Source organism: Microcoleus sp. LAD1_D3 (genome assembly GCF_036702135.1).
Taxonomy (GTDB): Bacteria; Cyanobacteriota; Cyanobacteriia; order Cyanobacteriales; family Microcoleaceae; genus Microcoleus.
The window spans coordinates 20,633-34,531 of sequence record NZ_JAUBSB010000023.1 but is presented as its reverse complement, the minus strand read 5'-3'; the positions used below and the strand labels follow the sequence as shown (position 1 = coordinate 34,531).

General features: G+C 47.3%; 5 protein-coding genes. 1 reads left to right on the top strand and 4 read right to left on the bottom strand.

Annotation, left to right across the window (positions count from 1 at the left end; all coding sequences use genetic code 11):
* Positions 1-152: 152 nt before the first annotated feature.
* The 4 genes from QUA74_RS15230 to QUA74_RS15215 all read right to left on the bottom strand — a co-directional run bounded on the left by QUA74_RS15230 (position 153) and on the right by QUA74_RS15215 (position 10,706).
* Positions 153-3,392, bottom strand: coding sequence for a DUF4347 domain-containing protein (locus tag QUA74_RS15230; RefSeq protein WP_333330289.1), 3,240 nt, complete (start codon positions 3,390-3,392; stop codon positions 153-155).
* Positions 3,393-4,172: 780 nt separating this feature from the next.
* Positions 4,173-7,673 carry a DUF4347 domain-containing protein gene (locus QUA74_RS15225; protein WP_333330286.1) on the bottom strand — a complete coding sequence of 1,167 codons (3,501 nt, stop codon included), beginning with the start codon at positions 7,671-7,673 and terminating at the stop codon, positions 4,173-4,175.
* A gap of 780 nt (positions 7,674-8,453) precedes the next feature.
* Complete coding sequence (locus tag QUA74_RS15220; RefSeq protein ID WP_333330283.1) at positions 8,454-8,858, bottom strand: DUF4347 domain-containing protein; 405 nt, start codon at positions 8,856-8,858, stop codon at positions 8,454-8,456.
* 360 nt (positions 8,859-9,218) lie between these two features.
* Complete coding sequence (locus QUA74_RS15215; RefSeq protein WP_333330280.1) at positions 9,219-10,706, bottom strand: hypothetical protein; 1,488 nt, start codon at positions 10,704-10,706, stop codon at positions 9,219-9,221.
* Positions 10,707-10,780: 74 nt separating this feature from the next.
* Here QUA74_RS15215 and QUA74_RS15210 point away from each other — a divergent pair, with 74 nt between their 5' ends.
* Positions 10,781-12,442: a glycosyltransferase family 39 protein gene (locus QUA74_RS15210; RefSeq protein ID WP_333330277.1), complete on the top strand. Its 1,662-nt coding sequence runs from the start codon at positions 10,781-10,783 to the stop codon at positions 12,440-12,442.
* Positions 12,443-13,899: the final 1,457 nt, after the last annotated feature.

The window sequence follows — 13,899 nt, the reverse complement described above, 5'->3', positions numbered from 1 at the left end:
AGGCTTAACTACTCCCTTTATCTCTCAGTCTGCGGAGGCGGACTTCGTTTTTGTAGGGGCAATCCCCCCGTGGTTGCCCTGGTTTTAACCACCGAATGATACGCAGAAGGATAAAGAGAGTAGCCAACCTGGATTTGGTATAATAACTATAACTACAGAGTAATGAAATCGCTAGCAGTCAGAATACCCGGTGTAACATTGTTAAGCTTCGCCAATAATTGATTGGTGTCAGTCACGCTAATCAAAGTTTGATTGTTGCTGGAAGTAATACTGAGTTGATTAAAACTCAAATCAGTATTCAACCCAATTAAATCCTCTCCCTTGCGGAAATCATTAATGGTGTCGCTACCCAAACTTTGATTTAGGAAAAACACATCATTTCCCGAACCACCAGTCAAAGTATCATCCCCAACATCCCCGGAAAGGAAATCGGAACCGCTGCCACCACTGAGAATATCATTACCTTTGCCTCCATACAGGGTATCGTTACCGATGTCGCCGCAAAGCACATCGTTTTCATTGCCGCCGAACAGTAAGTCGTTGCCCTCACCGCCATCGAGACTGTCGTTTTCTTTGCCGCCGTAAAGCGTGTCATTTCCCAAATCGCCAAAAATCAGGTCTGCACCTTCATTGCCAAAGGCAATATCGTTGCCGTTTCCAGCATTAATTGTGTCATTTTCTAAGTTGCCTAAAATGTAGTCGTCGCCATCTTCACCCAGCAAGATATCATCATCTTTACCGCCGAAAATAGTGTCGTTGCCAAGGCCGCCGGCAACTGTATCATTGCCGAGATCTCCCCTCAACAAGTCCTCGCCATCTCCGCCAACAACAGTGTCATTATCTTTGCCAGCGTAGATGGTATCGTTGCCAGCGTCGCCAGAGATGAAATCGCTGCCTTCATTGCCGAAGATTGAGTCGTTATCTACACCGCCATCAATGTTGTCATTGCCGCCCATGCCGTAGAGAGTATCGTTGCCGGCTTGTCCGTTAATTGACTCGTTGATGACACCGCCCATGATGAAGTCGGTAGTGTCGCCGCCGTTGATAGTTTGTTGGACTGGGTTGGGGGCGATGGTGGCAGGATCTAGTTGCGGGGCGTTGAGGCTATCGAGTAGGCAATCATCTGCAGGCGGAGTTGGCGTGGGAGTTGGTGTCGGTTCGGGTGTGGGCGTGGGAGTTGGTTCGGGTGTGGGAGTTGGAGTTGGTTCGGGTGTGGGAGTCGGAGTCGGTTCGGGTGTGGGAGTCGGAGTCGGCGTCGGAGTGGGAGTTGGAGTGGGCGTCGGAGTTGGAGTCGGCGTGACTGTAGCGTTCAATTCGTAAGCCCCAATATCAACGATCGCACTTCCGTTATTATCACCATCTTGAGGGCGACTCACACCGCGCTGATCAGCAGCCGGCGCGCCCGCACCAGTACCAGTATCAATTGCCGGACTTCCTGTTAGCAGCGGCAGCACGAAAGCGCCGTTAATATTTTCCAAAGGGCCGAGTAAGGGGTCTGCGATCGTAATACTTGCCGTAACATTACTATCATTAGGATCTCCCACGGTCAGTTTAGCGGGAAATTGAAGATTGTTTCCCCCATCAATGAGCTCCCGTCCAGTGTGCTGCCTATTTTTAAAAGGATTACTGGCCGTATTCCTATCAAAAATCGAATTCTTGACAGTAATTGGCGATTTCACAGGATCGTTAAAAGTAGCAATACCTCCCGAAAATTCAGCGGTATTTTTAGCAAAAGTCGAATTGACGATATTAGTCGAAAAGGAATCTCTGTTAGCGACAAGCATTCCCCCGCCCTGCTTAGCAGCACTGTTGCCGGAAAAGGTACTGTTGACAATGCTGACATTTCCATTTTCTCCCAACCACAAACCGCCGCCGTTGTCTTCAGCTTGGTTATTAGCAAAAGTGGAGTTTGTTACAGTAAGATCCACATTACCGTGACGAATTGCGCCTCCAGAACCTCCAACTCCTGCTAAATCCTTAACAGCTTTATTGTTAACAAAAGTGCTATTTTCCAAAACTATCTTATCTTGAAGATAGCCAAATAAAAATCCCGCTCCTCCTTCTCTCGCTCCGATATTGCCATCAAAAACGCTGTTGCGAATAGCAATAGTTCCGGCAACGGGGCCGGGGGTTGCATTCGGGCCCGAAGCATTAGCGCCATCGACGTAAACTGCCCCACCAGGGCCTTTATTTGTGCTGTTGCCGGTGAATTTAGAGTTTTCGATTGTCATGCTGCCCAACAGGTTATTAACAGCTCCGCCGTAGCTGCCTTTGTTGTTGGTAAATTCGCTATCTCTGATAGTCAGAACACCGCCGCTTTTAGTGGCGATCGCGCCGCCACCACGTTCGGTATTATCCGCTACCGAACCGTCATTGTCGCTAAACTTGCTGTTAATTACATTTGTCGTGCTGCGAAAACCCGTGTAAATGCCGCCACCAAAACCGGCAACATTATTATTTACTTGGCAATTTTCTAAAGTTAAAGTGCTGCTACCTCCTGTTTGAATACCAGCACCGGCGCTAGTTGCCTCATTATTCGGATCGGTTCCAGAAACTTTGCCGTTGGCAACAATCAGGTTTTTTAGAGTAACATTTGTTGCACCTTCTGTGCGGATTACGCGCGAAGTATTGTTGCCACTGATGGTTAAATTTACTGCACCAACGGCATCAATTGTCAAGTTTTTGTTGATGACAAGTTGACCGGAAGTGAGAGTAATTGTTTGGCTGGCAAGAGTCGAGGCAAATTGAATGGTATCGCCGGCTGCTGCGGAGGCGATCGCATCTCTCAATGAACCCGGCCCGCTATCATTACTGTTAGTAACGGTAATAGTCGCTAAAGTTCCTTGATAATCCGCCATTACCTCTGGAGTCAAGGCTAGCGGTGCTTCAATATCACCCTTGGCAAACTCCAAATTCCAGTTACCGCCGCGGCCAGTGCGATCGCTAGATGCCGCAATATCAGCCCCGGTTAACTCGCCCAGGCGATCGACAAAATCGCTTCCCGAACCCGCCGCAACATCGCAACCATAAAGCACAATATCTGCTTTGTCGCTTAGCGCATTTCGCCACCCTTGCAACTGGCTTTCATATTGCGGCAAATTATCCGAATTCAGCGTTGCAGAACCTAGCTGCAAGCTGCCAGAATTACCGTGAGAAAAAATGTGAACTTGGTCTACAGTTTCCCCCGCAGCAGAAAGTGTTTGCAGTTTCGTAGTAATTTGCTCGACTCCGTTACCATTTTTATCTAAAATGATGATCTCTGCACCGGGAAGCACGCCACCCGCAAGAGTTTGATAGTCATCTAACTCGGAATCAATGAAGACAATAGATTTAGAACCAGCTTTGCGGAGAACAGATTGTGAATCCATGTTGGTGGCAAAAGTTGAACTCATTTCGCATACCCATGAGAATGTTTACTATTTGCTGGTAGATTCACCTTGAAAGCAGAAGGCTAGAGATGCAGAAGGCAGCAGGCAGAATTAAAACCTCGGTAATCCATCGGGGAGATTAAAATTTAGGGAAAAACTTTAATTTTATCCCTAAGTGAAATCCGAGATTTGTCTCCCTAATCAGCTTTTGCTGTGTGAGAATTGCGAGCTTTTTAGCAATTAACGGCAGAGTATGTAATGTAAATAGTCCGGGACTGGGAACCTACATCTATGTTTGGGTTCGCAATGCCCACCATTAGCGATAGAAATAGTGCATAAAACCATTTGGCAGCCTTGGTCAGATCAAATTCATCAAAGATTTTATGGTCTGCCAAAATTATGACAATTGCTCTAGCTAGTACCTGATACATTCACCTTAGATAAAACCAGGAAAATCGCCTAAAAATTTGATTAATTTAACTTTTTTTGTTGATCGAAAAAAGTTCCCCAAAATCAGAAATTTAGTGACTGAAAAAGCTGGTTTTCTTCCGGCAGTGCTTATGGCTAGCCAGCTCAGGAGTGCAATAGACGGATGTGCCTCATTCTAGGTGTGGGCGATCGGCAATAAACAAGATTTATTACCGATCGCAGTTGAAAAGAATCAGATCGATCGATCCTCTTCGTTGGCGTAGCCCCGTAAGGGCGGGCTGCGCTAACGTCATCCACCAAATTTCAGGAGTTTGAGAGCTTTCTTCACCACTTCTAAGCGCGCTGGCTGCTTATAGTGCACCCTACCCCAGGCAGTTAGATTGTTACCTGAGTGAAATCGCTAGCAGTCAGAATACCGGGGGTAATACCGTTAAGCTTCGCCAACAATTGATTGGTGTCCGTCACAGTAATCAAAGTCTGATTGTTGGTGGAAGTAATACTGAGTTGATTAAAACTCAAACCAGAATTCAACCCAATTAAATCCTCTCCCTTGCGGAAATCATTAATGGTGTCGCTACCCAAACTTTGATTTAGGAAAAACACATCATTTCCCGAACCACCAGTCAAAGTATCATCCCCAACATCCCCGGAAAGGAAATCGGAACCGCTGCCACCACTGAGAATATCATTACCTTTGCCTCCATACAGGGTATCGTTACCGATGTCGCCGCAAAGCACATCGTTTTCATTGCCGCCGAACAGTAAGTCGTTGCCCTCACCGCCATCGAGACTGTCGTTTTCTTTGCCGCCGTAAAGCGTGTCATTTCCCAAATCGCCAAAAATCAGGTCTGCACCTTCATTGCCAAAGGCAATATCGTTGCCGTTTCCAGCATTAAGTGTGTCATTTCCTAAGTTGCCTAAAATGTAGTCGTCGCCATCTTCACCGAGTAAGATATCGTCATCTTTGCCGCCGAAAATGGTGTCGTTGCCAAGGCCGCCGGCAACTGTATCATTGGCGAGATCTCCCCTCAAAAAGTCGTCGCCATCTCCGCCAACAACAGTGTCATTATCTTTGCCGCCGTAGATGGTATCGTTGCCAGCGCCGCCAGAGATGAAATCGCTGCCTTCATTGCCAAAAATTGAGTCGTTATCTGCACCGCCATCAATGTTGTCATTGCCACCCATGCCGTAGAGAGTATCGTTGCCGACAAGTCCGTTAATCGACTCGTTGATGCCGCCGCCCATGATGAAATCGGCATCGTTACCGCCGTTGATAGTTTGTTGGACGGGGTTGGGGGTGATGGTGGCAGAGTCGAGTTGCGGGGCGTTAAGGTCATCGAGCAGCGAACCATCTACGGCCGGAGTTGGAGTTGGCGCGGGCGTCGGAGTCGGCGGCGGAGTCGGCGCAGGTGTGGGAGTCGGAGTCGGCGCAGGTGTGGGAGTCGGACTCGGTTCCGGTGTGGGAGTCGGACTCGGTTCCGGTGTGGGAGTCGGAGTGGGTTCGGGCGTCGGAGTTGGGGCCGGCGCGGGTGTCGGCGCCGGAGTCGGAGTCTCAGTCGGAGTTGGGGCCGGCGCGGGTGTCGGAGTTGGGGCCGGCGCGGGTGTCGGAGTTGGGGCCGGCGCGGGTGTCGGAGTTGGCGCCGGTTCGGGTGTCGGAGTTGGCGCCGGTTCGGGTGTCGGAGTTGGGGCCGGCGCGGGTGTCGGAGTCGGCGCCGGCGCGGGCGTCGGAGTTGGGGCCGGCGCGGGTGTCGGAGTTGGCGCCGGGACGACACTACCTCCCAATTCAAAAGAGCCGCTGTCCACGATCGCACCTGGAATGCTGTCGCCATCTTGAGGGCGAGTCACGCCACGCTGATCTGCAGCGGGTGCGCCGGTGGCAATCCCTGTATCAATTGCGGGACTTCCTGTCAGCAGGGGCCTGACTAAAGCGCCGTTGAGGTTTTGCAAAGGGCCAAGTAAGGGGTCTGCGATCGTCACACTTGTCGTCACCTTGGTATCGGTGTCAATCAGCGGCCACTGAAAATTCCCTCCTTGATCGCTATATTGGGCGGTGGCGTGTTGCTGAATGCCCCAAGGGTTTCCTCCGTTAGCCGCTGTATTGTTGGCAAGAATCGTGTTTTTGAGGGTGACATTATTGGCATCGGCGAAGATACCTCCACCAACCCAGCCGGCAGAATTATCGGCGATCGTCGTGTTGAGAATGGTTGTGGGTGCACCAAGAGTCATTGCACCGCCGAGTTTGTTGAAATCACCAGCAGCAAACGCCGTGGAGTTGCCAGAAAACGTACTGTTAGTAATCGTAGTAGGGGCATTTCGCATCCACAGGCCGCCACCTTGATTGCCGGCTTTGTTGCCGGCAAAGGTGGTGTTGGCAATGGTCAATCCCTGGTTGGTGCTGTCGCTCAAAATCGTTACCCCACCACCATTTCCAGGATTTCCACCGTTGGGTAGCGCCAGAATTTCGTTATTTTGGAAGGTGCTCTTTTCCAAAATAACCTTGTCTTGGCTGCCGGTGAACAGATAAGCTGCGCCTCCTTCACCTCGACCTTTATTGTCTTGAAATACGCTATTGGTAATCTTAATTGTGCCGGAAGCTTCGCTCGGATTGCTGGCTCTGTCTGTGTAAACTGCGCCGCCAAAACCCCTTAAAAACGGATTATCTTGGCCTGTTGCGTAAACGGCTGCGGTGGTGTCGTTGCCGATGAATCGGGAGTTGTCAATTGTCAGCTTACCTTGAAGGCTGTTAATTGCCCCCCCGTTAATTCCTTTGTTGTTGGTGAAGTCGCTGTTGGTAACTGTAAAAGTTTTGAAACTCAAAAAGCCGATCGCACCTGCACCGCGTTCATCGTTAGCGGAGGTGGCGACGTTGCCGTTGAATTTACTGTTAGTAACAGTCAGGGTATTGTTGAAATTACCAAAAATTGCGCCACCGCCTTTATCGGCAACGTTGTTGTTGAACTGAACGTTTTCTACTGTGAGGTTTACTTCGTCGGTTGTGCCGATCGCGCCACCTCGATCCGTAGTTTTGCCGTTAGTAATAATGAGGTTTTTGACCACAAAATTGGTAGCAGTCGCAACGTTGGCATTGACAAAAAAGGCGCGGGATGCGTTGTTACCACTGATAGTTAAACCCGCTGCGGCGGCGCCGTCAATGGTGATGTTTTTGCCAACGGGAATATCGAGTTGACCGCTGGTGAGGGTAATAGTTTGGCTGGCTAAACCTGGAGCGAAGGTAATTGTATCCCCTGCAACAGCGGTGGCGATCGCAGCCCTTAATGAACCCGGCCCGCTATCGCTATTGTTGGCTACTACGATCGTAGCTAAATCACCTTGGTAACTTGCCATAGCCTCTGGCTGCAAGGCTAAGGGAGATTCAATTTGCCCCTTAGCAAATTCTAAATTCCAGTCGCCGCCACTGCCCGTTATGTTGGTGGATGCGGCAACGTCAGCCCCGGTAAATTGACTGAATCGATCAACGAAATTAGCACCTGTACCGCCTGCTACATCGCAGCCGTACAGCATGATATCTGCTTGTGGGGCTAGTGAAGTTTGCCACTTTTCCAACTGGCTTTTGTATTGCTCTATGTTATCTGAACCCAGAGCGGTATTGCCGAGTTGTAGGCTGCCTGAATTGCCGTGAGAAATAATGTGAACTGAGTCGATTGCCCCGTTAGTAGAGGCGTATTTTTCAATTTCAGAGGTGATTTGTTCGATGCCGTTTTTGGTGCGATCGAGTATTACTACCTGCTGTCCCGGCAGCACTCCCGCTGTAAGTGACTCGTAATCTTCCACGCCGGAGTCAATGAAGACTAAGGAGCGAAGTGGCAGTTGTTCAAAAGAAGATTGTGAGTTAACTTGAGCGAATGTAGAACTCATATTGGAGACTCCATTAAGGGCATTATTAGTAGATACACCCCGGAGTAATCTTATCAGGCTTATTTCATTATATTTTAACACTAAATTGGAACATGGTGCACTTTTTCCAAAATTTTTATTAATTTATTCTTATCATATTTATCGCTTGCACCCTGACCACAATGGAAATTTAAACCTCTACCGCTGGGAATATATTACAACACTTATTGCGAATATTCAAAGAAATCAATCTAGGTTCTACCATCCAAATTTTTTCGACCTTATTTCGCTAACAGTAGCGGGATTTTAGGTATTCGGAAATGGTGGAGGTAATTTCCCCCAGAATAACTCCTCTTAATTATATTTAGTAGTTTTTATTTGAGTGTGATATTTTACATATAGGCACAATGCACTACAGTTTCCCTAGCTATATTTCATCTAACGAAAAACTGAATTATGTAGATTTTGAATAATTCTATATGCTTTGAAGTTGCTAGGTTTGCGATACATCCAAATACTTATTACCCGGAAGGTTGGGTCGTATTTACTAACACTCAAAACAGTCTGATATTAAGTGGAACCCATCGCTAGAAATCAATTGGCTTATGGCGTGCTACCTACACTTTGAGGACTGCCCTCCTCACTACAAACGTGATTCAAATTATTTAGCGGGAGTTGATCTGATTGCAGATTGAGTCAGATCAAATCGTTGATTGCGATCGCGCCTGCCTCCCTAATTAAAATTGTATTCTGGTCCAGTCGCCCTCGGTACGTTCCACACCCTCCATTAAATCACTCTCCTTAATTAGCAAACAGTCGATCGCGCCCACCGCCGTTGCTGAGTGTATCACTATCTCGATCGGCATAACACGAACCAAGTCCGCTGTTTTGAGTCAGAGAAATATGCGATTTTGGCAATTGACTTTTGTATTGTTGGAGGTAACCTGAACTGAGGATAACAAAGCCTAATTGCAGTTGGTTCGAGCTGCCCTCAGAAGTTGTGCGAACTTTGTCAATCTCTCTAAGGATAGAGGCATATTTTTGAAGTGCCGAAGTAATTTTCTCGATGCAGTCAGATTCCCCAGCCAAAATTCTGGAAACAAAATATCCACCTTCATTGATGCTGGAGTCCTTGAATACAAAGCTTTTGGATGGGGGAGTTTCGTATTCCGAGGCGGGAGTCGTTTCCCTTAAAGAAGTCAACATATTCCGTCCTCCAAAAGTGAGTTTAGCGGTAGATACAGCCTTGGAGTCAGAGCTTCTGAAACTGCCAGCGACCGTGTTTATTTCGCTCATTCTTATTTAACCTATCTATCAGTTTGCCCTATTTATGCAGTACTGCCATCCGCGATCGCACGGAATTTATATTCTCCGTGTTTTCCCTTACTTCCGGCAAACGCACAATTACCGCTCGATCCGGTATCCTATCCGTGATACCACCTTCAAAAAAGAATCCAACCGTAAGCCCGTGCTTCAAACCTCGATAGTCTTCAGTCATTCCCGCATCTAAAATCTAAAATCTAAAAGGGTATGACAGTTAGTTAATTGGCCTCCCAACTGCACCCCTCAAGATTCTGTGGAAGATGGGGGTTTTTTCCCTGCATTGCGAATATTAATAATCTTGTTGAGCGCCTCAAACCAAAAAGCAGCCCCCATAGAAATAGCTATACCGCTCAATATCCAACCAAACAATTTTGCCATCAAAGCCGGCCACAATAAATTCCCCTGCTTATCTCGTTCTAAGCTGTTCTGTTCGCTCCATCCAAAAGGCAGAGCTACCTGATCCAAAGCTCGATCGACATCCTGTTGAACTTTTGTCAGACTGGTTAAATTATTTGATTTAGTCTTAGCATTGTTTTCCACCAACTGCTGAGCGTACAAATTAACAGTCGATCGCAACATCGAATCCTTCGACAACCGATTAATAATATGAATGCTATCAGCATTAGCAGCGACAGCGATCGCAGTTCCGAGCAAAATCGCCACCCCCCTGGCATTCCGCTTGTAAACGCCAGAAGCACGCTCCATCGATTGGTCAAACCAAATTTCAATTTCTTTCTGAAACCGCTGCAACTGCTCTTGAGTATCTCCGCCGCCTTTTTCCGCGCGCTGCGCTAAAATATAAAGGCTGCGTTTCAAAGATTCTGGCATACTGTCCAAGGTTGCTTGAATTTGTTGATAAATCGGACTCTCCTCTTTGATCTCCATAATTTCTGCTACCGTATCTTGACTTTTTTTAACAGTATTTAACAGATTGCTGAAACTCGGTTGCAGTTGCCCCAGCAGCGCCACCCGCTCAATTTTGCTGTCAAAACGAGCCTTCACAATTGCCATCTGCCTCTGAAACTCTCTCCCTGCCAGCTCGGTTTCGGGTAGATAAACCTGAGAATCATTAATATAAAATCCTAGCTTTTCCGACATCCGATCTAAGCTGTTGTTCAAACTTGCTAAATTGTTTTGATAATCTTCAACCACTCGATTGAACTCCGCAGTCAGCCACCTAAATTCTTGCTCAATAATCGGTTTAGTAGCATCCGGCAAACTCAGATTTTTTCCAATCTGTAGAATTTGTGCTAATTGTAAATCTTTAAATCTTTCCAATCGGATTTTAGAGATAGAGCTAAGCAAAGTAGACACCTTTAAAGTATCCAAAAGGCTAGCCGAAAAACACTCGGCTGGAATATAAGAAGGCCCACTGGATTTATTGCCGAAAACATTTTTAGTACCCGTAACTCCGTGGTAAAAATCCCCCATGCGGTGCGTAACAGAGCGGAATCCCTCTGATAAAAGCCCTTTCGCTCCCTGATTCAAATCCTTGATAATCGGATTGGCGTAAATCGAATGGGCTAACTGTCCGACTCTCTTAAATTGCAGGGGATCTTTCGCCCCTTCGCTGCCGCCAGAAATCAGCACTTCGATCGACTTCTTTAAATGTTCCGCCCGCCACTGCCAAACAGTAGCAATCAGTTCTTGAATTTCCGAAGCTAGCAAGCTTAAAGTCAGGTAGATAAAGACTAAGCCAATGATAATATCTATAATTACAGGCAAGTTCATGGTATTTTCCTAGTCGCAAATAACTGCTGTCTAAGTTTACCTTCAGTTTGGGACGCTCAAAACTCTCTTAACTTATGTCAGAAATCTTTCCATTCCTAAGCCGCAAACCGAAAAATCGCTGGAATGACAGCTTTACAGACAAAGTGTGGATGCTGGCTTTTCTGTTGGCTGCAGTGCTGATTTTCGGGCTGAATCTGGGCGGCGTGGCTTTGCGGGATTGGGATGAAGGCATTGCAGCGCAGGTAAGTCGCGAAATTTGGCGCGGCAACTTAAATTGGCTGTATCCGACGATCGACTCAATGCCTTATTTGAACAAACCGCCGCTGGTACACTGGCTAATCGGGCTGTGTTTTGCCGTCGGCGGTGTCAGCGAATTGACGGCGAGGTTGCTACCGGCGATGCTGACAGCGACTTCTGTGCCCTTGCTTTACGCCATTGGCAGGGAGTTGTTTCCTCCGCGTTCGATCGCCATTTTTTCTGCCCTCGTGTATCTGACGCTGTTACCGGTGGTGCGGCATGGACGTTTGGCGATGTTGGATGGGGCGGTTTTGTGTTTTTTGCTGGCGGCGATGTGGTGTTTGCTACGATCGCGCCGGGATTTGCGCTACGCTTTGGGCGCGGGGATTGGGTTCGGACTCATTTGCCTGACTAAGGGCGTGATGTTGGGGCTGCTGCTGGGTGCTGTTGGCTGTATTTTTTTGGTTTGGGATACCCCGCGACTCCTCACTTCTGGGTATCTTTGGGGCGGATTGGCGATCGGAACATTGCCAGTAGCTGCTTGGTATTGTGCCCAATTGCTGCACTACGGCCAATATTTCATCCACACTAATTTAGTTAACGAATCTTTCCGGCGCATTTCGGAACCTGTCAGCAGTCACAAAGGCCCGCCCTGGTATTATCTTTTAGAAATTTTTAAATTAGCTTGGCCGTGGCAGTTATTTTGGCTACAAGGGCTGCGTCTGAGTTGGGAAAATCGCAGTTTTGCCGGGCCAAAATTAGTATTGGTTTGGACTGGAGTATATCTGCTGGCTATTTCTGTGATGACTACTAAATTGCCGTGGTATGTTTTGCCAATTTATCCAGCTTTTGCTCTTGCCGTTGGCAGTTATCTCGCTGAAGTTTGGGAGCAACTGTCGCTGCCGCCAGAGCCGATCAAAGAGGAAGCAGAAGAACGTTTTGATGCTATTTCTTTGTTGCCTCATCCCGCGATTTTGGCAATGCTGGGTGTAGTTGCTGTCGTCGGTTGCGTGTACTTTAGTGGTTGGGTACGGATCGGGGGACAAATTGCGCCTCCAGAGCGAGATTTGCAGTTAATGCTGATGTTTGTAGCTTTGACAATGACAATGGCTGCCGTGTTGCTGCACCGCAAAGATCGGCAGTTTATATTAGTTTTAATTTGGGGAACTTACCTGACGCTATTGGTATTGGTGGCTTCTGATAACTGGGTTTGGGAACTGGCGGAGGATTATCCTGTTAAGCCGATCGCCGAAATTGTCCGCACAGGAACTCCGGCCAGTCAACAAGTGTTTACTTCTCACCGCTTGGGCCGTCCATCGCTGAATTTTTACAGTCAACGCCAAGTTATTGTCGCCGACCCGCCGACGCTCAAACAGAAATGGCAATCTCATCCTCCACCTTATTTCCTGTTAGAAAAACCAGTTTTAAAACATTTAGGTTTGCAGAATGCTGAGGTTGTGAAAACAGCCGACGATTGGGTTTTGGTAACTCGAAAATAAGCGATCGTGTGTGCCCAAATTATCGTAGGGGCGGGTTTCACCAACCATCTATGTCAGAAACCAACAATATAATAAACCCGCCCCCACCCAACGACTGAGAATAGTTATATTTTGCCCCGATTCTGGGGCTTTTTTTTGTGCTTATTAATTCTTCGCAACTAGGATTGATTGCAGAAATTTGAGTTGTAAAAGTTTGTCTTTGGAGTTTTCCAGAGGTTAAAAATTTAGAGCTTTTGCCACTACAGAAGGCTCGGATTTTTTCATTTCTGTTTGCGGTGTCGGGGGAGTCGAAGCCTCCTTCGATTCCGCATTAATAGAAGACTTCGACAAAATTTGTCTTAGCTACCTATTGCTAGGCAGTGCCGACTTAAATTTAAGTGCCGTAACCCTTCGGCTGGGGGATAGGACGATGCCTTAGGGACGGCTTTCTATGCGGTAGAGGCGTCCCCCAAAATTAGACTATTAGAAATCTAGTCTTTTGTCAACAGCTATTTATGGTTTCCCTTAAACTGTCGCATTAATAGAATAATTCCACTAATTTTGTTTTAGCGTTTCCATTCAATTAGTTTCCCCAACGAGTGGGGAGCTTTTACCAATTGCTGGACAACACCCTAATTTTTTCTCGTTTCCATTCAATTAGTTTCCCCAACGAGTGGGGAGCCGATATTGAGGATATCAAAGAGGTACTAGCTACCAAGGAGTTTCCATTCAATTAGTTTCTCCAACCAGTGGGGAGTCACCACGTCTGGGACAATTACCACAAAGGCTAACGCCTGTGGATTTGTGTTTCCATTCAATTAGTTTCCCCAACGAGTGGGGAGTTCAACCGTGCTTCGGCTCAAGCATTAACTAAACGAATGTTTCTATTCAATTAGTTTCCCCAACGAGTAGGGAGTTACTAACCAGGGCGGCGTTGCTGCTGGTCATAAAAGTCTAGAGTTTCCATTCAATTAGTTTCCCCAGCTAGTGGGGAGCCGGACGCTGAGAATCAACTTTGGATTCACTTTTTTGACGGCCCCTCGAACGACAGGTTTCCATTCAATTAGTTTCCCCAACGAGTGGGGAGAGGAATTTTCGGAATCAACCAACACTGGGGTTACGATATGCCGTTGCCATTCAATTAGTTTCCCCAAGGAGTGGGGAGTTGAAACTAGAACATGAATACACAAGAGCTAGCTGATCAATTGTTTCCATTCAATTAGTTTCCCCAACGAGTGGGGAGATTTGAAGACGAATTCCCCGGCGATCTAGAGGATCCGTTTCCATTTAATTAGTTTCCCCAACGAGTGGGGAGAACAGAATTGCTCTATTTGAGGGCGGTCAACTACTCTAGTTTCCATTCAATTAGTTTCCCCAGCGGGTGGGGAGTGGGTGCGGGATGGTTTACACCAATTATATAGATATCGAGTTTCCATTCAATTAGTTTCCCCAACCAGTGGGGAGACACAATTTGGCTA

Excerpts from the sequence above, each read along its gene's own strand:
- QUA74_RS15230 (WP_333330289.1), bottom strand. The coding sequence starts at position 3,392 with ATGAGTTCAACTTTTGCCACCAACATGGATTCACAATCTGTTCTCCGC.
- QUA74_RS15225 (WP_333330286.1), bottom strand. The coding sequence starts at position 7,673 with ATGAGTTCTACATTCGCTCAAGTTAACTCACAATCTTCTTTTGAACAA.
- QUA74_RS15220 (WP_333330283.1), bottom strand. The coding sequence starts at position 8,858 with ATGTTGACTTCTTTAAGGGAAACGACTCCCGCCTCGGAATACGAAACT.
- QUA74_RS15215 (WP_333330280.1), bottom strand. The coding sequence starts at position 10,706 with ATGAACTTGCCTGTAATTATAGATATTATCATTGGCTTAGTCTTTATC.
- QUA74_RS15210 (WP_333330277.1), top strand. The coding sequence starts at position 10,781 with ATGTCAGAAATCTTTCCATTCCTAAGCCGCAAACCGAAAAATCGCTGG.